Origin of the sequence: Pseudomonas sp. 2024-210, from assembly GCF_045062345.1 — a bacterium.
Classification (GTDB): domain Bacteria; phylum Pseudomonadota; class Gammaproteobacteria; order Pseudomonadales; family Pseudomonadaceae; genus Aquipseudomonas.
In genome coordinates this window covers 428,624-449,367 of sequence record NZ_JBJGEJ010000002.1, presented here as the reverse complement: position 1 = coordinate 449,367, position 20,744 = coordinate 428,624, and the positions used below count along the sequence as shown (strand labels likewise).

The window sequence follows — 20,744 nt, the reverse complement described above, 5'->3', positions numbered from 1 at the left end:
ATCGACCACCTGCCAAACAGGGACACACGCCATGCTCACTGCCCTTTATCGGTTGACCCTCGCCTTGCTGCTGTTGCTGCCATGGGCCGCCCAGGCCGATGACGCCAGCGACTTCGCAGCGGCCAGTAATGCCGCACAAGCCCAACTCCTCGAAAGCTGGGCTGCACAACCAACACCCTCTCGCGTGGAACTGATCAACAGCCTGCAACAAGGCAACATCAGCGTCGACGGCGAGGTCAAAACCTTGCGCCTGAACAACCGCCTGCGCGGTCTGATCGACACCGCATTGGCCAGCCATCAACTGTTGGCAGCCGACCCGAAACTGCGCCTTACCGCCGCGCAACAGCTGCAAAAATCCGCCAAACCGGCACAACTCAAATTCCTCGACCAGCAACTGGCCGCCGAGACCGACAGCGATGTGAGCTCAGCGCTCAGCCTGGCGTTGGCCAATCTGCAACTGGTCGATCCCGACCCGGCAGTCCGCCTGGCCGCCGTACGCCTGCTGGGTGAAACGGGTGAACCGCTGGCGCGCACCCGTCTTGAAGCCCTGCTGCAACCCGGCATCGAAACCGATGCCACCGTGCACACCGCCGCCGAAACCAGCCTGGCGCAAGTCAAACGCAAATTGCTGATCGGCGACTTGCTGGGCCAAGCCTTCAGCGGCCTGTCATTGGGTTCAATTCTGCTGCTCGCGGCACTCGGCTTGGCCATCACCTTCGGCCTGCTGGGCGTGATCAACATGGCCCACGGCGAAATGCTGATGCTCGGCGCCTACTCGACCTATTGCGTGCAATTGCTGTTTCAGCGCTTCGCCCCCGGCGCTATCGAGTTCTACCCGTTGCTGGCGTTGCCGGTGGCGTTCTTCGTAACCGCCGCCGTGGGCATGGTGCTGGAACGCACCATCATTCGGCACCTTTACGGCCGACCGTTGGAAACCCTGCTTGCCACATGGGGCATCAGCCTGATCCTGATCCAACTGGTGCGTGTGCTGTTCGGCGCGCAGAACGTTGAAGTGGCCAACCCGTCCTGGCTCTCGGGCGGCCTGCAAGTGCTGCCTAATTTAGTGCTGCCCTATAACCGCCTGGTGATCATCGTCTTCGCCTTGGCGGTGGTGGTGCTGACCTGGCTGCTGCTGAACAAAACCCGACTCGGCCTCAACGTGCGCGCGGTTACCCAGAACCGCAACATGGCCGCCTGCTGCGGCGTGCCGACAGGGCGCGTGGACATGCTCGCGTTTGGCCTTGGCTCGGGCATTGCCGGGCTGGGCGGTGTGGCCCTGAGCCAGATCGGCAACGTCGGCCCGGACCTCGGTCAGGGTTACATCATCGACTCGTTCCTGGTGGTGGTGCTGGGCGGCGTCGGCCAACTGGCAGGCACCGTCTACGCGGCCTTCGGGCTGGGCATCGCGAACAAAATTCTCGAACCACAGATCGGCGCCGTACTCGGCAAAATCCTGATCCTGGGGCTGATCATTCTGTTTATCCAGAAGCGTCCGCAAGGTCTCTTCGCGCTGAAAGGACGGGTGATCGACTGATGAACCAGCCTCTTATGCTAACGGCCACGCAAAAAGCCGGGCCCACACTCACCGCGCTGGTGGGCGGACTTGTGTTGCTGGTGCTGCTGGCCATGCCGTTACTCTCGTTGTTGCCCGCCGACAGCCCGTTTCAGGTCTCGGCTTACACCCTGACCCTGGTGGGCAAAATCCTCTGTTACGCCATCGTCGCGCTGGCGCTGGATCTGGTCTGGGGATACGCCGGATTGCTGTCACTGGGCCACGGGTTGTTCTTCGCGCTGGGCGGTTATGCCATGGGCATGTACCTGATGCGCCAAGCCTCGGGCGATGAGTTGCCCGCGTTCATGACCTTTTTGTCGTGGACCGAGTTGCCGTGGTACTGGGTCGGGACCGAGCACTTCTGGTGGGCCATGTGCCTGGTGGTGCTGGCGCCAGGCTTGCTCGCGCTGGTGTTCGGCTTCTTCGCCTTCCGCTCGCGGATCAAGGGCGTGTACTTCTCGATCATGACGCAGGCGCTGACCTTCGCCGGGATGCTGCTGTTTTTCCGTAACGAAACCGGCTTTGGCGGCAACAACGGCTTTACCAACTTCCGCAGCATTCTGGGGTTTGGCATTACCGAACCCGGCACCCGCGCTGCGCTGTTTTTCGCCACCGTATTGTTGCTGGTGACCAGCCTGTTTCTGGGCTGGCGTTTGGCGCGCAGCAAGTTTGGTCGCGTGCTGACCGCACTGCGTGACGCCGAAAATCGCCTGATGTTCTGCGGCTACGACCCACGCGGTTTCAAGTTGTTTGTCTGGGTGTTGAGCGCAGTGCTGTGCGGCTTGGCCGGCGCGCTGTATGTGCCGCAAGTGGGCATCATCAACCCCGGCGAAATGTCACCGACCAACTCCATTGAAGCCGCCGTTTGGGTGGCCTTGGGCGGGCGCGGCACCTTGATTGGGCCTTTGCTCGGCGCTGGCGTGGTCAACGGCATGAAGAGCTGGTTTACCGTGGCCTTTCCTGAATACTGGCTGTTCTTCCTGGGCGCGCTCTTTATCGTCGTCACTCTGTACCTGCCCAAAGGTGTGATTGGCCTGCTGAAAAAGAGAGGCGACCAATGAGAACTCCTGCAACGGCGGACTTTATGCTCGAACCTGCTTTGGACCCCAATAAAGATGCTGGCGCCAGCCGTGATGCCATCGGTTTGGGCCAGATTGCCGGGCCGGGCCTCAATACGCGTCACGGCACTATCCTGACGCTGGAAGGCATCAGCGTCAGCTTCGATGGTTTCAAGGCCCTTAATAACCTCAACCTGTACATCGGCGTGGGTGAGTTGCGCTGCATCATCGGCCCCAATGGCGCGGGCAAGACCACGATGATGGACGTCATCACCGGCAAGACTCGTCCTAGCGAAGGTCAGGCCTGGTTTGGTGAAACCCTCGACTTGCGCCAGATGAGCGAAGTGCAAATCGCCCAGGCCGGGATCGGCCGCAAGTTTCAGAAGCCCACTGTTTTTGAAGCCTTGAGCGTGTTTGAAAACCTGGAACTGGCGCAAAAGACCGACAAATCAGTGTGGGCCAGCTTGCGGGCCAAACTGACCGGCGAGCAAAAAGACCGTATCGGCGAAGTGCTCGACACCATTCGCCTGACCCACTCGGTGCAGCGCCCGGCGGGGCTGTTATCCCACGGCCAGAAACAGTTTCTGGAGATCGGCATGTTGCTGGTTCAAGACCCACAACTGTTGCTACTGGACGAGCCGGTGGCGGGCATGACCGACGCCGAAACCGAGTTCACTGCCGAGCTGTTTAGAAGCCTCGCGGGCAAACACTCACTGATGGTGGTGGAACACGACATGGGCTTCGTCGGCTCAATTGCCGACCACGTAACGGTGCTGCATCAAGGTAGCGTTTTGGCCGAAGGTTCGCTGGAACAGGTGCAGGCGGATGAGCGCGTGATTGAAGTGTATTTGGGTAGGTAGCGAACCTGTAGCCGCAGGTCAAAAGGAATACATGCATGCTTCAAGTCGAAAAGCTTCATCAGTTCTACGGCGGTAGCCATATTCTTCGCGGCCTGTCGTTTAAGGTCAACGTGGGTGAAGTGACGTGCCTGCTGGGCCGCAATGGCGTGGGCAAGACCACGCTGCTCAAGTGCTTGATGGGTTTGTTGCCGGTCAAAGAAGGCGAGGTGCAATGGGAAGGCAAAGCCATTACTGCGCTCAAGCCTCACCAGCGAGTACACGCCGGCATCGCCTACGTGCCGCAGGGCCGGGAGATTTTTGGGCGCCTGACAGTCGAAGAAAACCTGCTGATGGGCCTGTCACGATTCCCGGGTTCCGAAGCCCGCGAAGTGCCCGCGTTCATCTACGAGCTGTTCCCGGTGTTGTTGCAAATGAAGCACCGCCGTGGCGGCGATCTGTCCGGTGGCCAGCAACAACAACTGGCCATTGGCCGTGCATTGGCCAGCCGCCCGCGCTTGCTGATCCTCGACGAGCCCACCGAAGGCATTCAACCCTCGGTGATCAAGGAGATCGGCGCGGTGATCAAAATGCTGGCGGCACGCGGCGACATGGCCATTTTGCTGGTGGAGCAGTTCTACGACTTCGCCGAAGAATTGGCCGATCAATACCTGGTAATGTCGCGCGGTGAAATCGTGCAGCAAGGCCGTGGTGAAAATATGCAAACAGAGGGTGTGCGCGGGCTGGTGACGATTTAATCTGTCTCTCTTTCCGGGTAAAAAATCTTACATATGAACCTGCCTGCCAACACCGCGTTGTTCACCCCCAGCTGGCATGCCGAGCTGGAGCTGGGCTATGGCCGTTTCGGTGACAGCACGCGCCCGACCTTGCGTCGCCACCTTGGCCCGTTGCGGGTGCAAAAGCACCTGTACGCCGAAGGCCCCGAAGTGTGCCAGCACATCATCGTGCACCCGCCTGGCGGGATTGCGGGCGGTGACCGTCTGGACATCCGCGCCAGGGTCGGCCCCGATGCCTGGGCGCAACTCACCAGCCCCGGCGCGGCCAAGTGGTATCGCGCGGCGGGCCCGGCCTATCAAACTGTCGAGCTTAACGTAGCGGCCGGCGCCACCCTGGAATGGCTGCCACAAGAAACCATCGTCTTCAGCGCGGCCCAGGCTGAACTCAGCACCCGCATAGAGCTTGAAGGCGATGCGCGGCTGTTTTACTGGGACATGGTTGCGTTGGGCCGACTGGCCAGTGGCGAGCGTTTTGAGCGCGGGCACTTTCAGTCTGGGCTGGATATTCGTCGCGACGGCCAACTGCTCTGGCATGAGCGCCAGCGTATTGTCGGCGACGATGGGCTGCTGGACTCGCCCATTGGGCTAGACGGTAATCCGGTGTTTGCAACGTTGCTGGTCACGGGTGAAATCAGCGCTGAGTTGCTGGAAACCTGCCGCAGCTTGCCGAACTCGGTGCGCGGGGATTTGACCCAACTGCCGGGGTTGCTGGTGGCGCGGTGTCTGGCGGGCGAAGCTTTGCAGGCACGTGGCTGGCTGATTGATTTATGGCGCTTGCTGCGCCCGGCATTGCTGGGGCGCGAGGCGGTAGCGCCGAGAATTTGGAGTACCTGAAGCGCCCTCACCCCAACCCTCTCCCGGAGGGAGAGGGGGCTGATTGGGGGTGTTATACAGATCTGCTTTTGCCTTCAGTCCTCGCTCACGAGAGAAGGAGATGATTGGAGGTGTTACACAGATTTGCTTTTGCTTTTAGTCCCCTCTCCCTCTGGGAGAGGGCTAGGGTGAGGGGCTTTTGATGTTGAGCAACCCACACCACTTTTAACTGCCGAACACGGACGCCACCATGGACCTGACTCCACGCGAAAAAGACAAGATGCTGATCTTCACCGCCGGCCTGTTGGCTGAGCGTCGACTGGCCCGCGGTGTGAAACTCAATTACCCGGAAACCATCGCTTATATTTCTGCCGCCCTGCTCGAAGGCGCCCGCGATGGCCGCACAGTGGCGCAACTGATGCACTACGGCACCACGCTCCTCACGCGCGAGCAAGTGATGGAAGGCATCCCGGAGATGATCCCCGACATCCAGGTCGAAGCCACTTTCCCGGATGGCACCAAACTGGTCACTGTCCACCAACCCATCGCTTGAGGCTGCGCCATGTCTTATGTCATTCGTGATGCCGTCCCGGCTGACCTCCCGGCCATTCGCGAGATTTACAACGATGCAGTGCTCAACACGCTCGCCATCTGGAACGAGCAAACCGTTGACCTCGATAACCGCCAGCAATGGTTCAGCGCCCGTCAGGCACAGGGTTATCCGATTCTGGTGATTGTCGACGACACCCATATTCCCTTGGGTTACGCCTCTTTTGGTGACTGGCGACCCTTTGAAGGGTTTCGCCACACGGTCGAGCACTCGGTGTACGTGCACCCTGAGCAGCGCGGCAAGCGCCTCGGCCCACAGTTGCTGGCCGAGCTGATCAAGCGCGCCCGAGCGTGCGACAAACACGTGATGGTTGCGGCCATCGAAGGCGGCAATGCCGCATCGATTCACGTGCATAAACAGCTGGGTTTCGTCACCAGCGGGCGCATGCCGCAGGTCGGTATCAAATTCGGTCGCTGGCTCGACCTGACCTTTATGCAACTCATGCTCAACCCCGGCGCACTGCCACCTCAGGAGCGCGATCAATGAACGCCGAACAGGTGATTCACGTCACGGCCTCCACCTTTCCCCAGTACCGTGAAGACTTGATCGTGTTGCTGCTCGACGCCGTGAAGCACGGCGCTTCGGTCGGATTTATGGACGACCTCGATCTGCCACAGGCCAATCGCTACTTCGACGAAGTGCATGCACAACTGGATCAAGACAACCTGCTGTTGTGGGTGCTGGTTGAAGAACAACGCGTGCTGGCCAGCGTGCAATTGGCGTTGTGCCAAAAGACCAATGGCCTGAACCGCGCCGAAGTGCAAAAGCTGCTGGTGCTCAACGAAGCACGCCGCCGTGGCTTGGGCCAAGTCTTGATCCACGCCCTGGAGCAAGGGGCACGCGAGCAAAAACGCGGCCTCCTCCACCTCGACACCGAAGCCGGTTCACCGGCTGAAAACTTCTACAGCGCTCTGGGCTACACCCGCGTCGGCGAACTGCCCAACTACTGCCAAAGCCCCAACGGCCATTACAGCCCCACGGCCATCTACTACAAAACCTTGAGTGAGCCGCAATGATTCCAGGCGAATACCGGATTGAAGCGGGCGAGATCGAACTCAATGTCGGTCGGCGCACCCACAGCCTCAGCGTGTCCAACCGCGGCGATCGACCGATTCAAGTCGGCTCGCACTACCACTTTTTCGAAACCAACGACGCCCTGATGTTTGACCGTGCCGACAGCCGTGGCATGCGCCTCAACATTCCGGCGGGTACCGCGGTGCGTTTCGAGCCGGGCCAGACCCGCGAAGTGGAGCTGGTGGAACTGGCCGGGCTACGCCGCGTGTTCGGCTTTGCCGGACGGATAATGGGAGATCTTTAAGATCAGCTTCAAGCCTCAAGCTCTAAGCTTCAAGACAGCAATGAGCGGCGTTCCCCAGACCGCTTTTTCTTGCAGCTTGAAGCTTGCAACTGCTTTATAACTTCGAGAATCGACATGAAAATTTCCCGCCAGGCTTATGCCGATATGTTCGGCCCGACTGTAGGCGACAAGGTTCGTTTGGCCGACACCGAGCTATGGATTGAGGTCGAGCAAGACTTCACCACCTACGGTGAAGAAGTAAAGTTTGGCGGCGGCAAGGTGATTCGTGACGGCATGGGCCAAAGCCAGTTGCTCGCCGCCGAGGTGGTCGACACCCTGATCACCAACGCGCTGATCATTGATCACTGGGGCATCGTCAAAGCCGATGTGGGCCTCAAGAACGGTCGTATCCACGCCATCGGCAAAGCCGGTAATCCTGACATCCAACCCAACGTGACCATCGCCATTGGCGCCAGCACTGAAGTCATCGCCGGTGAGGGCATGATCCTCACAGCAGGCGGCATCGACACGCACATTCACTTCATCTGCCCGCAGCAAATCGAAGAAGCGCTCAACAGCGGCGTGACCACCATGATCGGCGGCGGCACCGGCCCCGCCACGGGCACCAACGCCACCACGTGCACCCCCGGCCCGTGGCACATGGCGCGCATGCTGCAAGCCGCCGATTCGTTCCCGATGAACATGGGCTTCACCGGCAAGGGCAACGCCAGCCTGCCACAGCCGCTGATCGAGCAGGTCGAAGCCGGCGCCATCGGTCTCAAGTTGCACGAAGACTGGGGCACCACGCCCGCCTCTATCGACAACTGCCTGAACGTGGCCGACCTGTATGACGTGCAGGTGGCGATTCACAGCGACACGCTGAACGAGTCTGGCTTTGTTGAAACCACCCTGGCCGCCTTCAAGGGCCGCACCATCCACACCTACCACACCGAAGGCGCGGGCGGCGGTCATGCCCCGGACATCATCAAGGCCTGCGGCTTGACCAACGTGCTGCCCAGTTCGACCAACCCGACTCGGCCATTCACCCGTAACACTATCGACGAACACCTCGACATGCTGATGGTTTGCCATCACCTGGACCCCAGTATTGCCGAAGACGTGGCATTCGCCGAAAGCCGCATCCGCCGCGAGACGATTGCCGCCGAAGACATCCTGCATGACCTGGGCGCGTTCTCGATGATCAGCTCTGACAGCCAGGCGATGGGCCGTGTGGGTGAAGTGATCACCCGGACCTGGCAAACCGCCGACAAAATGAAAAAACAACGCGGCCCCCTGCCCGAAGACGCACCCGGCAACGATAACTTCCGCGCCAAGCGGTACATCGCCAAGTACACCATCAACCCGGCGATCACCCACGGTGTGAGCCATGAAGTGGGGTCGATTGAAGTGGGCAAATGGGCCGATCTGGTGCTGTGGCGCCCGGCGTTTTTCGGGGTTAAACCTACCTTGATTCTCAAGGGTGGGGCCATTGCATCGAGCTTGATGGGCGATGCCAACGCCTCGATTCCGACACCCCAGCCGGTTCACTATCGCCCCATGTTCGCCAGTTATGGCGGCTCGCGGCATGCCACCTGCCTGACGTTTATCAGCCAGGCGGCTTTTGATGCGGGGGTGCCGGAAACACTCGGGCTTAAAAAGCAGATCGCCGTGGTCAAGGGCTGTCGCGATGTGCAAAAAACCGACCTGATTCATAACGGTTACTTGCCCACCATTGAAGTCGACCCACAGACCTACCAGGTCAAGGCCGATGGCGTGTTGCTGTGGTGTGAGCCGGCAGAAGTGCTGCCCATGGCCCAGCGTTATTTTCTATTTTGAAACACGCCTTTTAGCACTCTGGCGCTTAATCAAAGTCCGAGTCTGAATCGCTCAGCAGGGAATCCAGGAGCGGCCTGGAGAACTGTGCTGTCAAGGTACGCATAAGTTCACGCTCTTCGGCGTCCAGGACGCGCATGTCAGCGTCATAGACCGTGTTGGACATCAATCTGCCGGGGGCCACCTCGTCAGCAGACTTAACTAGCAACCGGGCGGCGGTTTCGATGGTTGTGCGTAACTGCGCCCGCTGTTGCTCAGTCAAGCCCGGTTCTTCGACCCACTCGCGTAGCCCTACTTGCAAATCGGTCAAGGCAATCATTTTTTCCCTTACCGGCTTAAACATCGCAGCATGGGCGCCCCTCAAATACTCGATCCAGATGGGCTGATCCAAGAGTTGATCAAACAGGCCACCTCCTTGCTCCAGCTCGTTAACTCGTTGATAGGCAAGCTCTATCATTGCCGGCGTCACATCAGGCTCGGGAAACATCATTTCGGGTGACTGCCATGGCAAATGCAGCCTTTGCGCCAGTTCAGTGGTATAGGCCAGATAGATTTCAGCCTCATCAATGTCGCGGATCTGCCTGCCACTGCTGTCAAAGTGCAGGACCCGCTTGCGGTCTGCATCGTACTCAGGGTGCAGACGCCCCTCGCCCTCAAGTACACGCACACGTGCCCGGGCAATGGCCCCCAACTCATCAAGGCGCACCTTGCCTCTAGCCAGTTCATACATTTGTTCACCGACGAATAATCGGGAACCCCGGTAGATCTCGTGCACCCTGACTTCAACCCCCATCGCATTGAACAACTGCACCCCCGCATCCACGCAGCGATAAGGAGCGGCGGCCATCTCAAATAACGTATCGCGAAGTACAGGGCTATCCGAAACGGCTTGCAGCATGCGCCAAACCTTGTCGCTCATGTCCAGCTTGAACGCCTGACTACGAACGTCCAAGTAGCGGGCCTGATCGCGGATCACATTGAAAAAAGGCTCAGAACCTAAATGCGCTTCAACAGCGCTCCACAGCGCCTGCTTATGCACCACTTGCTCGGGCGCCAAACCACTCATCCAGTGAAGGCTATCGAGCTCAAACTTCGAAGGAATGCGTCGCAGCGGTTCTATACCCACCGACTCGATATACAAGTTAAAGCGCTCGGCCACCTCCGTGGAAACTTCACTGAGGGTCAAATGGGTGCGTGCAACGGTTGCTGCCTTATCGGAACCCGGCGGCACCTCTGGAATGTGACGAAGCGGGTTCTTATCCAGAAGCAAGTTGAACTCACGTGCCCGTGGGTGCGCAAAGAGCCCCGCCGGCCAACGATCAAGCGCGCATTGGGTCAGCGTCAATTTCGACAGGTAAGGCATGCGGCTGATATCCGGAGGCAAGCCCAGCGGGCAGCCCTCAAAGGACAACTCCCGCATGCGAACCAAAGATCGTAACTGGGCGACCGCTGGCGGGGTCAGCACGATAGCGTTGCCTTTGAGATCGAGCACTTCTAAAAATGGCATGTCCGCGATGGCTGGGAGCACATGAGTCAACGATTCGCCCGTCAGATGCAGTTCTCGCAGGTGCTTGAAACTGGTGAGGAATGTGTCAATTCCGTCCCCGACCCCGACCCCTGACAAATTGAGTTTGCTGACGTGGCTCAGGTCAGCACGCAGCGCCGGCAAACTCTGCAAAACCGGCCCCACACCCTCTAGTGGAAAACTCAACTGTTGGCCCAGGTACTGCCCCGTGCGGTCAAAGTGAGGTTGCCCGGATCGACGCCAGGCTTTTTCCAAACGCTCACGCACTTGGTACTTGAGCCTCATGACGCGCTCTTCATTGGGTGTGGGTACGTCACTCAAAAGTCTGCCCTTGACGGGTAAGTAATTCCAGTCACCCAGTAGGGTGGCGAACGCTTCAAATTCATCTTCCAAGGTTTGGAGACGGTGTGCTGAGAGCGCATTGTTATTTTTAAAAAAAGCATTTATCTCGTCTGAAGTGAATGTTGGATAAAGCCGTCCCAAGCGAACTTTCATCGCCGCCCACTGAGCATCATCCTCAACAAGCACACCTCTACCACTGAGCACATAACCCAACCGACCATCAACCAAACGCTGGGGTGGCAGAAAATAGGGACGGCTGTCGGTTTTCAATTTCAGCAGTTTTTGCAGTTGATCGCGCGGTAACGCGCGGCGCTGCAAGCCACGCTTTAACTGGAGCCCTTGCCCAACATGAGGCACTCCAAGCGCTTTTCGATAATCATCCGGCAAGGCGTGTTGCACGCTGCTGTAAAAGTCATCAATGCCATGCAGTTGATTGCCCTCGCCATCCAAAGCCTGGTACTTGCCAACAGAGACTCTCACCAGAACTTTTCGATAGCGATCATCCTGCTCGCCAATGCTGGCCCTCAGACGACCTGAGAAATACCCATCACGCACTTCAAGGCGCAGGTCTTTTTTCCAACCGGGCAGCGTTTTGAGCGTATTTAAGGCCAGCACCTCGGTATCTTGGGTGACCAGTCCGTTTCGATATAACCCCAAGTACGCGGAGGAAAGCCGCGTATTACGTTGCAACGTGCGGGCGGACTGAATCAAACGCAAAGGTACTTTGCCGGTGGCGAGCTGTTTGATTTCGTCTAGCCCCGCCTGGGCGACCAATCGCCGAGCCATTGCGCTGGGTAATGTTGGAAACATCTGTTTAATCAACTCAATGAGTCGATGCGCAGGGTCTGCTGTGGAGACAGGATCCTCACGCAAGCTGTCGAACAGACGCTGGGTATTTTTTTTCATGTGCGCACTTAACCGTTCTTTGAGCATATCCAGGCGATCTGCCCGATCAAAGGGCATACGATTGCCCAGCAGCCCTTCAAGTTGCGGCACGCTCAAGCTGTCCGCCAGACGACCTGGCAGTTCGCCTGTCATCAAGTCAGCTCGACTGATTCTGATCACATCTCCCGGCGTTGCCTTAGCGTTGCCATAACTGATGCTGTTTGCATGGCGCGCTCGTGAATCAGCCACTTCAATCGCTTTTGCCGCTGGCCAGCCGGGCATGTCAACCGTGAGCGCGGCCACATAGCCGCACAACTCTTCAGAAATACGACCAACGCGCACTTCAGTAACAATACGTTTGGCCGTGGTGTACGCCTTAAGTTGGCGCAAGTTTTCCAGCAGTAACATCGGCATCGGCTCGCCTTCGGCATACATACGTCGCAGGTCACCCTCTTGCACGTCACACACCTTAAGCATGAGTTCAATGTCTATGTCCCGCAGACCTTTGACCAACGGCCCCAAGCGACGTTTTAGGGTTTTGCGGCTCCAGGTAAGCGGCTGATCTGTTTCATCCACCCATACTCCATGACCACTGCTCTTGAACTCGGGCCTATAGGCCGTTGGGTCTGTGGCGTGAATGGCGCGGTATTGCTCGGACATGGGATCTGGTTCCAGCACATAGGTTTTACCCTCGTGCGACAACACTTTCTGCCCCTCGATCAGGTAAAGGCCTGGCTCATTCACCTTGGTGCTGGGATAGATTTCAATCAGGCGTTCATAGGGGCGCAGATCAACGTTCCATAACCGCTGAGTACCATTGCGCAGGGTGATTTTTTTGAGTCCATCGATAATGGGAGACGCCGCGATGACGGCGCCAGCACCTGCTGCCAATGTCGCCATATTTTCCAGCACGGCACTGATGTGGGCCCAGGCCGCTTCCTTGTCGCCGTCAGACCACTCATGAATGCCTTCGATGGTTTCATAAAGCAGTTGCCCCGCCATCACTGCCATCATGACTTCGCCCAAGGGCGGTATGACCATCGCCACAAGGTTGACTGCAAACAACCCAATGTTCAGGTACTGCGTATAGCGCAACGAACGATTATTGGCATCGGCCATCGCGGTGGGTAACGTCATGACGCTCGCATTGGCAAAGGCTTGGGTGCGCATCTCTTTGAGCAATGTGCTCCAGAGATCCAGCTCTGCCCAATAGGCTTCGTCACCCAAGGTAATGGCATTAACGTGAATACTGGGGTGGTCAATCTGAACACGGCGTTTATGAGTTAGCGGGTTGGGCTGTACGGCCAGCGCCAACGAAGCCAGTGGCGCCAAACTGCGGAACCAGAACTGGGTGGTTTCGGAGCGAAACCATCTCAGTCCCCAAGGCTGATCAGGCGCATCATTAACGTACTCGGTTAAGCGCCTGTAGTAATAAGGACGATCCGCTTGTTTAATAAACCGGCTTAGAAACTCCTGATAGGGCGTTAGCCCGCTTTGCGTCAAGGTCGTACTGCGAGCCGTTAGCTTGCGTACCAGCTCGTCACGAAAATCTCCAAACGTGGCATACCACTTAAGGGGATGCTCCGGATCGCCCGCAATCCAGACAATGAACTGGTCGGCATATCGGTATTTCACCCCGAGGGCGAAGACCACACAGCCATGCAGCGCAAGCCCCATCACACAAGGGGTCCAGTACCACAGTTGCTGGTCGCCCACTCTGATCTTGTGCTCACCGTTGATCACGCGCATCAGCAGCGCGTGGCTACTGGAACCGATATCCCCTTTGAGCAAGGCAATTTCCGCATCCAGCTTGAGCATGGCTTTTTGCTGAGTGGCATAGCAGTGTTCCAGTACGCCTTGGGACACCAGGTTCTGGGGATTCAAGTACGTCTGTAGGTGTTCCTGATATTGAGCGCCAATATCAAGGTCGCGGCACAATTGGGTGAAGGTCTCGATTTTCAGTGAGGTTGTATAGGGTTTAAAGCGCCCCAATTCATCAGGCTGTGTAATAAAGCCGGACTCTTCAGTAAAGTAATTGACTCGCGTTTCGGGCTGTTCAAAGTTATGCAGCGCCGCTTGCAGCAATGTCAGCGTACGTACGCTCTGCGCCCCGGACTTGACACCGAAGGCATCCACCGTCGGCGTGTAGAGCCGCAGATACACTTCATTCACAGGCAATGTGAAACCCGCAGCGTTGAGGGCGGCCTCTAACAGCGGTTGCGCGAAAGTCTGCGCCGCCTGCAGGGCTCGTAGGTGGTTATCCAAGCGATTTTGCGAAGTAAATCGAATCTCCAGTAACGTTTTGAGCTGTTTTTTTTGCGTATCGGTCGCAGTGGCATACCACTCCGGAATATGGGGTTGGGTGTTCTTGAGTTCGATTTTGCGTTCAACGCTGGTGTCGACCAGCCATCGGGGAAGTGACCGCTCAAGAAAGGCATCATGACGCCCTCGCCGTGCCGGTTGAATACTCAGAAAGGACGCTGGAGTACTGGAATCAAACATGGTTGACCCTCGATAAATGTCTGAGTCATCAGCTTATCGAGGGGCAACCTGCAACAAGGGTTATCTATGTAGTGCCGCTCACTTAAGCAGACGCGGCGCTTTACACGCCGCGGCGTATCAAATTGATGACGAATCGGGAGTCAGCTGTGCCTGTTTACAGCTCATCAGCGTCAGGCTCTACACTCAACGCCTCATTCGTCAAAGAGCGCCTGAGGGCTCGCGTTTCCTGGTCAAAAACGCCCAACAGCGAGTAATACGCCTCATCACTGAGTACCTGCTCTGGCGCCACCTTCATGGCGAGGGTGTCCGCCGCCTTCTGGATCTCATTGCTTAATAGCGACTTATCCTCTTCGGACAACTCTGCTCCCTTCTCTGCTAATTTGTCTTGCGCATCCTTCAAGTCGGTCAATGCATCTATTTTATTTTTTATCGCCTGAAATTCGTCAGCGTTAGAGCGCTCAAGGAAGTCAGTCCACATTGGCAGTTCAATTAACTGATCACGCAACCCTGTACCCGCCTCCAGGGCTCTCACGTGGATAGCCGCGTTCTCTACCATTTCTGCGGTGACATCCGGCTCAGGGAAAAACATTTCGGCCATTTGCCAAGGCAAATCAAGCTGGTCTTTAAGACCGACGGTGTATTTGAGGTAAATTTCGACTTCATCGATGGACCTCAGCACAACGCCGTTACGCCTGTTAGGTATGATATTCCCCGCATCGTCGTACTCCGGAAAACGACGACCTTCGGCGAGCAATTCATCCACCCGCGCACGCGCAATCTTCCCTAATTGATTAAGACGCGCCTTACCTTTGGACAATTCTACCATCTCGAGCTTGACCAGCCATTCCTGTGGCAACTGGTAGATTTCATACAGCATCACCTCAACGCCCAATGCACTGAATATCTGTGCCCCGGCATCCACACAGGTCGCCGGCGCCAATGCCATTAGAAAAATCTTGTCGCGAAGCTGAGCGCTTTCGTCCATCGACCCCAGCATCCGCCATAATTTAACTTGCATGTCCAGGATAACTTCGAGTGACCGATCCTTGAACGACGCAAACTGCTGTCTGAAAAGATTAAACAGAGGTTCTGAACCATGCTCCTGCTCTATGCGATTCCATAATGCTTGATTACTGACGGCCACTTCGGAGCTTAAACCGCGCAACCATTTGCGACTGTCTCCTTCCAGTCCAGGGGGAAATTGGCGTTCGGGATCAAGCCCCGCGGCTGCCCTGTATGTTCTCAACTTATTGAGCACCTCAATTGGCAACTCTTTGTAAGTCACTATTGCTCGGGCCAGGGTATTAGCCCTATCAGAACCTGGCACTTCATCAGGAATGCTCGATAAGGTGTTGTATTCAAGGAACATCTGGAATTCTCGGGGCCGTGGGACAGCCAAAAAACCTGGTGGCCATTGCATGACCTTACAATCTCTCAAATTCAAGATATTCAGATGCGGCATATGACTGATATCCGGGGGCAACTTGATAGGGTTGTGCTCCAAAGACATCTCAAGCATGCGGGGCAATCGGCTCAGCTGGTCCACAGACTCAGGCGTCAGTTCAATTTGGTTAAACGACAAGTCCAACTTGCCCAAACGCGGCATAAGCCCTATCGACGGGGGTAATTGCTTCAAATCGCAATGCGTGATATCGAGCGAGCGCAACTTTTTGAAGTGAGACATAAAACCATTGATGCCATCGGTTGCGCCTATACCGTCTATGATCAGGCGGGTGACATGCCCAAAGTCCGCCGCCAATGGCGGCAAGGACTCCAGAATGGGGCCCAACCCCGGCCTGTTGAAGATCAACATTTGGCCTAAAGGGCGGTCGTTCGATATATGCCGGGCCCCCACTCGACGCCAGGCGTTCTTCAAACGATCACGCACCCAATGTCGCAGGCTCAGTATTGTGCGTTGCCTCTCAGACAAAAGGTCATCTGCCCTTTGTCCGTCAATAGTCGAAGTAATCCATTGATTGAGCGTGCTGTCCAACTGCGCGAATTCATCCTCCAACGCCTTTATACGAGCCGCTGCATTTTCCCCATGTGCATTCAGATAACCCGACAGCGCCGCCTCAGTTGATTCGGGATAGAGGTTGCGCAATCGTGCCGTCAAGACTTCATTAGCGGTGGGAGTAGCACTTGATGCGCCTCGGCCACTGAGCGGATAGCCCAGTCGACCATCAGACAAACGCTCAGGCGGCAGAAAAAAAGGACGATTATCGGCTTGCATACCTAAAAGCTCGCGCAACACGGGGCGCGATAAGGCGTGCTGCTGGAGCTTGAGCTTTAACTCCCCCCCCTGGCCAACATGGGGCAAGCCAATCGCGTTGCGATGCTCATCCGGCAGGGCATGTTGCAAGCTGCTGTAAAGGTCATCAACACCCTGCAACTCATTGCCTTCGCCATCGAACGCCTTATACCTGCCATCCGAGATTCGGGCTAATACCTTGCGGTCACTCGCCTCACTCTCTCCAAAGCTGGCTGTCAGCTCGCCATGGAAATGGTCATTACGTATTTCAATACGCAGGTCGTTTTTCCAGCCTGGCAGATTGCCAAGGGTATTCAACACCAAGGTTTCGGTATCGGCCGTAATCAAACCGTCCAAATACCCTCCTAAATAAGCGCTAGACAAGCGCGTTTGGCGCTGCCGTTGGCGCGCGACCCTGTACAGGCGCGCCGGTAATTTACCGCTCTTGAGCTGAAGACTTTCTGCCGGGCTGACTTCAGCCACTAGCTCACGCGCCAGGGTAGTCGACAACTTGGGGAACACACGTTTGATGAGCTTAATGGATGCGCTGGCCGGGTCGGTGTCCAACACGGGTTCACCATACAAACTTGAGTAGAGGCGATGCATGTGTTTTTCCATGTGCATGGCCAGTCGCTCTTTGAACACCCGCACTCGCTCTTCGGTGTCAAAGGAAACCCGTTCACCCAGTAACTCTGTTATTTGCGATTCACTCAGCGCACCTATAACTCGCGCCGGAAGTTGCCCCTCCATCAACGCTTCCTGGCCAATTCTGATGACGTTACTGCCCGTTGCCTGTGAGCTGCCGTAACGCTTGGCTTTTTGCGGCGCCCAAGGCTCATCGTACACATCAAAGGCCAGGGTCTGCGGCCACCTCGCAAGCTCGGTGGTAAAGATCACACTGTACGTACTCAGCGCTCTGGAGAGACGCCCGCCCCTTACTTCTTCAACAGCCTTCATGGCTCTGGTGTAGGCCCTGAACTGATTCAAACTGTTGATCAGCATTCCGGATAATGGCTCGTCCTCGACAAACATGCGCCGAAGATCATCTTCCTGTACATCACTGACCCTAAGGATGTGGTCGAACTCCGTATCGCTAAGATCCGCGCTCAAGCCCCCCAGACGGCGCTTGAGCATCGGCAGATCCCAGGTCAGAGGCCGCTCTCCCTCATGCACCCATATACCCTGCCCTTTGTGTTTGAACACAGGTTTATAAGCATGGGGGTTAGTAGGATGGCCGGCACGGTAATCCCCGGAAATGGGATCGAATTGCAGCACATAGGTTTTACCTTCGTGCAGCAGCACGTTTTGACCTTTTATTGTGTGCAGCCCTGTGTCATCGGATCGGGAATTGACAGGGATTTCAATTGAGCGCTCGTAGGGACTCAGGTCTTCATTCCACAGCCGTTTTGAACCATCGGGTAAGTAAATCACTTTGAGTTTTTCGAGAACAGGCGCCGCAACGTGAAAGAGGCCAGCCCCTTCCGCCAGTGTCGCCGTATTTTCCAGTACGTCGCTGATATGAGCCCAAGCTGCCTCCTTGTCACCCTCCCCCCACTCGATAAAACCCTCGAAGGTTTCGTAAACCAATTGCCCCGCCATGACCACCATCATGAGCTCGCCCAAAGGCGGTACGACCATCGCCACCAGGTTGACTGCAAACAGCCCAATGTTCAGGTAGTGCGAAGTGCGCAATGAGCGATTATTGGCGTCGGCCATTGCAGTGGGTAGCGCCATACCTTGCGCATTGGCAAAGACTTGAGTGCGCATATTGTTGAGCAGCGTGCTCCATAGATCTATGTCTGCCCAGTCGCTGCCTCCGTCCAGCGTGGTGGCAGTGACGCGGACCGAGGGATGTGCGAGCTGAACACGGGTTTTATGGGTATCAGGGTTGGGCGGTACGATAAGCGGCAATGACGCTATCGGCGCTAATGCGCGCACCCAGAATTGGGTGTTTTCGGAGCGGAACCACTCCAGACCCCAAGGTTGATCAGGCGTATCTTTAACCAGTTCGGTTAAATGCTGGTAGTACCGAGGTCGATCACTTTGCTGAATAAACCGGCTAAGGAACGCTTGATAAGGCGTAAGACCTGTCTGTCTTAATGCTGTGTTGGGAGCCGTAAGTTTGCGCACCAATTCGTCGCGAAAATCATCAAACGTGGCATACCACTTGAGCGGGTGCTCAGGGTCGCCTGGAATCCAGACAATGAAGCTTTCGGCATATTTGTATTTCACGCTCGGCGCGAACACCACGCAGCCATGCAACACGATTTTCATTACACAGGGGGTCCAATACCACAGCTGCTTATCGCCAACCATGATGTGACGCTCACCGCTAATGACTCGCTGGATCAGCTCGTGTTCGTTGGAATTTATATCCCCTTTGAGCAACGCAATCTGCGCATCCAGCTTGAGCATGTCCTTTTGCTGAGTGGCGTAACGGTGCTCCAGTACGCCTCGGGACACGGGTTCCTGGGGATCCAAATACGGTTTGAGGTACTCCTGGTATTTAGCGCCAATATCAAGGTCGCGGCACAGCTGGGTGAAGGTCTCGATTTTAAGAGCGGTTATATAAGGTTGAAAACGCCCCAGTTCATCGGGTGTTGTAATAAAGCCGGACTCTTCAGCAAAGTAATTGGCTTGCGTTTCGGGCTGTTCAAAGTTGTGCAGCGCCGCTTGCAGCAATGACAACGTACGCACGTTCTGGGCTCCACTGGAGACGCCAAAGGCATCTACAGTGGGTGCATATAGCCGCAAATAGACGTCCTTCACGGTCAAGGCAAACCCTGCTGTCTTGAGAGCGGCCTCCAATAATGGCTGCGCAAACGCCTCAAGCGATTGGACTTTGCCCAAGTGCTGATCCAGACGGTTTTGCGAGGTAAATCGCGCCTCCAGTAAAGGTTTGAGATGTGCTTTTCGAGCCGGTGTCAAAGCGGCATACCAACCTGGCATACGTTTTTCGGTGCTTTTAAGTACTGCATGATGCGCTGGTCTGGCGTCTACCAGGTAGTGGGGGATAGAGGCCTTTAAAAACTCATAATGGCGTGATTCGGTAATAGGCGTTGCGCCGGGTGGCATGGCACGAGCTGTCGTCTCAGACATGGAAAACTCCTTGATAAATGATGAGGACATCAGGTTATCGAGGCGGTGAATCACTCAAGAGGTATCTATATATCCCGGGGCGATAGGCAGGCAGATCCGTGGCGGTATTGCAAAGTTACTTTAACGGCTAAGATGCACCACCCGCTTAATAACAGCTCTTCATCCAGGAAATTGGCCATGCGCCTGTCAGAATTCATCGTGCAAAACGTTGACCGCATCGTCGATGAGTGGGAGCAATTTGCCGCAACCATCACGCCACCTGCCGAAAATATGGACAGCGTCGAGTTGCGCGATCATGCCAAGGCCATTTTGATAGCGGCCTCGCGCGACATGAACACCGCCCAAACCGCCAGCGAGCAGCAGGCCAAGGCTGAGGGCGAATGCCTGGACAAAACGCCAAGCCTGGACCAAGCCTCTGCCAGCCATGGCGAACTGCGCCATGCGGTTGGATTTGATCTGGTGCAAATGACCTCCGAGTTTCGCCATTTGCGCGCGTGTGTCATTCGCCTTTGGGTCGAGAGCGTGAAGACGGCTGAACACTCGCACCTGACGGAGATGATCCGCTTTAACGAAGCCATCGATGAGGCACTGGCCGAATCCACTGCGGCCTATGCCGAACAGGTCAATCGCTCGCGGGACATTTTCCTTGCCATTTTGGGACACGATCTGCGTGCGCCCTTGCAGGCGGTGAGCATGTCTACCGAGATGCTGGAACGTAAAGCCACACTGGACACACCCGCGCAGGCGTACGTGTTGGCCATCAAAAACGGCACTCGCCATATGGGATCAATGGTCAGTGACCTGCTGGAGTTCGTGCGCAGCCGGCTTGGCAGCCGGATGCCGATCGAAACCGTATCCATGGATCTGGCGCATGCGTGCCAGACGGCACTGGAAGAAGCCACTGCCGGACAACCCCACTGTGCCGTTACTTTGCATGTGGAGGGTGACGTGGTAGGGCAATGGGACCCGCGACGTATGGGTCAGTTGCTGCAAAACCTTATCGGCAACGCGCTGCAACATGGAGCCCGCAAGGGAGAAGTGCGGCTGAGCTTGAACGCAACGGCACAAGACGTGACCTTACGCGTTCACAATGTGGGCCTGCCCATCGCCCAGGATGCAATGGCGACATTGTTCGACCCGCTGGTGCGTAGTCCCAGCGAAGACATCGACCAACCGGGCACCTCGACCAGTTTGGGGCTGGGTCTATTCATCATAAAAGAAGTGGTTGATGCTCACGGCGGCAAGATCGATGTCACCTCCACCGCAGGCGATGGCACGACCTTTACTGTGGTGTTGCCGAAAAAGCCGTGATACGTGTAGTCGTTGCCGCCGGCTGCAAGCTGT

13 protein-coding genes are annotated in these 20,744 nt (G+C 56.6%); 11 read left to right on the top strand and 2 right to left on the bottom strand.

The window, feature by feature from the left end; all coding sequences use genetic code 11:
- Positions 1–31: 31 nt before the first annotated feature.
- The 10 genes from urtB to ureC all read left to right on the top strand — a co-directional run bounded on the left by urtB (position 32) and on the right by ureC (position 8,799).
- Positions 32–1,534 (top strand): urea ABC transporter permease subunit UrtB, encoded by a 1,503-nt coding sequence (gene urtB / locus ACI7MX_RS04590; RefSeq protein ID WP_405585311.1) that lies wholly within the window; start codon positions 32–34, stop codon positions 1,532–1,534.
- On the top strand, positions 1,534–2,613 hold the full coding sequence (gene urtC / locus ACI7MX_RS04585; protein ID WP_314484444.1) for an urea ABC transporter permease subunit UrtC: 1,080 nt from the start codon (positions 1,534–1,536) through the stop codon (positions 2,611–2,613). The genes urtB and urtC overlap by 1 nt, the downstream gene beginning before the upstream one ends.
- Positions 2,610–3,470: an urea ABC transporter ATP-binding protein UrtD gene (gene urtD / locus ACI7MX_RS04580; protein ID WP_405585307.1), complete on the top strand. Its 861-nt coding sequence runs from the start codon at positions 2,610–2,612 to the stop codon at positions 3,468–3,470. Before urtC ends, urtD begins: the two co-directional genes overlap by 4 nt.
- A gap of 35 nt (positions 3,471–3,505) precedes the next feature.
- Complete coding sequence (gene urtE, locus ACI7MX_RS04575; protein WP_314484449.1) at positions 3,506–4,204, top strand: urea ABC transporter ATP-binding subunit UrtE; 699 nt, start codon at positions 3,506–3,508, stop codon at positions 4,202–4,204.
- 33 nt (positions 4,205–4,237) lie between these two features.
- The gene (locus ACI7MX_RS04570) at positions 4,238–5,077 is read left to right on the top strand and encodes an urease accessory protein UreD (protein ID WP_405585303.1); all 840 of its coding nucleotides are present in this window, start codon (positions 4,238–4,240) and stop codon (positions 5,075–5,077) included.
- A gap of 229 nt (positions 5,078–5,306) precedes the next feature.
- On the top strand, positions 5,307–5,609 hold the full coding sequence (locus ACI7MX_RS04565; RefSeq protein WP_405585300.1) for an urease subunit gamma: 303 nt from the start codon (positions 5,307–5,309) through the stop codon (positions 5,607–5,609).
- Between the two features lie 9 nt (positions 5,610–5,618).
- Positions 5,619–6,152 (top strand): GNAT family N-acetyltransferase, encoded by a 534-nt coding sequence (locus tag ACI7MX_RS04560; protein ID WP_405585297.1) that lies wholly within the window; start codon positions 5,619–5,621, stop codon positions 6,150–6,152.
- Positions 6,149–6,682: a GNAT family N-acetyltransferase gene (locus tag ACI7MX_RS04555; RefSeq protein WP_405585294.1), complete on the top strand. Its 534-nt coding sequence runs from the start codon at positions 6,149–6,151 to the stop codon at positions 6,680–6,682. The genes ACI7MX_RS04560 and ACI7MX_RS04555 overlap by 4 nt, the downstream gene beginning before the upstream one ends.
- A complete protein-coding gene (locus tag ACI7MX_RS04550) occupies positions 6,679–6,984 on the top strand; it encodes an urease subunit beta (RefSeq protein WP_314484462.1) in 306 nt (101 codons plus the stop codon). The genes ACI7MX_RS04555 and ACI7MX_RS04550 overlap by 4 nt, the downstream gene beginning before the upstream one ends.
- A 114-nt stretch (positions 6,985–7,098) precedes the next feature.
- Entirely contained in the window at positions 7,099–8,799 is a 1,701-nt protein-coding gene (gene ureC, locus ACI7MX_RS04545) for an urease subunit alpha (protein WP_314484465.1), read from the top strand.
- A gap of 25 nt (positions 8,800–8,824) precedes the next feature.
- Here ureC and ACI7MX_RS04540 read toward each other — a convergent pair whose 3' ends face one another.
- Positions 8,825–14,050 carry an NEL-type E3 ubiquitin ligase domain-containing protein gene (locus ACI7MX_RS04540; protein WP_405585290.1) on the bottom strand — a complete coding sequence of 1,742 codons (5,226 nt, stop codon included), beginning with the start codon at positions 14,048–14,050 and terminating at the stop codon, positions 8,825–8,827.
- Between the two features lie 154 nt (positions 14,051–14,204).
- Positions 14,205–19,400 carry a dermonecrotic toxin domain-containing protein gene (locus ACI7MX_RS04535; protein WP_405585287.1) on the bottom strand — a complete coding sequence of 1,732 codons (5,196 nt, stop codon included), beginning with the start codon at positions 19,398–19,400 and terminating at the stop codon, positions 14,205–14,207.
- 177 nt (positions 19,401–19,577) lie between these two features.
- Here ACI7MX_RS04535 and ACI7MX_RS04530 point away from each other — a divergent pair, with 177 nt between their 5' ends.
- The gene (locus ACI7MX_RS04530; RefSeq protein WP_314484475.1) at positions 19,578–20,711 is read left to right on the top strand and encodes a HAMP domain-containing sensor histidine kinase; all 1,134 of its coding nucleotides are present in this window, start codon (positions 19,578–19,580) and stop codon (positions 20,709–20,711) included.
- The last annotated feature ends 33 nt before the right edge of the window (positions 20,712–20,744 follow it).

What these genes read in the sequence shown, in the direction of transcription:
- urtB (WP_405585311.1), top strand. Translation starts at nt 32, where the DNA reads ATGCTCACTGCCCTTTATCGGTTGACCCTCGCCTTGCTGCTGTTGCTG.
- urtC (WP_314484444.1), top strand. Translation starts at nt 1,534, where the DNA reads ATGAACCAGCCTCTTATGCTAACGGCCACGCAAAAAGCCGGGCCCACA.
- urtD (WP_405585307.1), top strand. Translation starts at nt 2,610, where the DNA reads ATGAGAACTCCTGCAACGGCGGACTTTATGCTCGAACCTGCTTTGGAC.
- urtE (WP_314484449.1), top strand. Translation starts at nt 3,506, where the DNA reads ATGCTTCAAGTCGAAAAGCTTCATCAGTTCTACGGCGGTAGCCATATT.
- ACI7MX_RS04570 (WP_405585303.1), top strand. Translation starts at nt 4,238, where the DNA reads ATGAACCTGCCTGCCAACACCGCGTTGTTCACCCCCAGCTGGCATGCC.
- ACI7MX_RS04565 (WP_405585300.1), top strand. Translation starts at nt 5,307, where the DNA reads ATGGACCTGACTCCACGCGAAAAAGACAAGATGCTGATCTTCACCGCC.
- ACI7MX_RS04560 (WP_405585297.1), top strand. Translation starts at nt 5,619, where the DNA reads ATGTCTTATGTCATTCGTGATGCCGTCCCGGCTGACCTCCCGGCCATT.
- ACI7MX_RS04555 (WP_405585294.1), top strand. Translation starts at nt 6,149, where the DNA reads ATGAACGCCGAACAGGTGATTCACGTCACGGCCTCCACCTTTCCCCAG.
- ACI7MX_RS04550 (WP_314484462.1), top strand. Translation starts at nt 6,679, where the DNA reads ATGATTCCAGGCGAATACCGGATTGAAGCGGGCGAGATCGAACTCAAT.
- ureC (WP_314484465.1), top strand. Translation starts at nt 7,099, where the DNA reads ATGAAAATTTCCCGCCAGGCTTATGCCGATATGTTCGGCCCGACTGTA.
- ACI7MX_RS04540 (WP_405585290.1), bottom strand. Translation starts at nt 14,050, where the DNA reads ATGTTTGATTCCAGTACTCCAGCGTCCTTTCTGAGTATTCAACCGGCA.
- ACI7MX_RS04535 (WP_405585287.1), bottom strand. Translation starts at nt 19,400, where the DNA reads ATGTCTGAGACGACAGCTCGTGCCATGCCACCCGGCGCAACGCCTATT.
- ACI7MX_RS04530 (WP_314484475.1), top strand. Translation starts at nt 19,578, where the DNA reads ATGCGCCTGTCAGAATTCATCGTGCAAAACGTTGACCGCATCGTCGAT.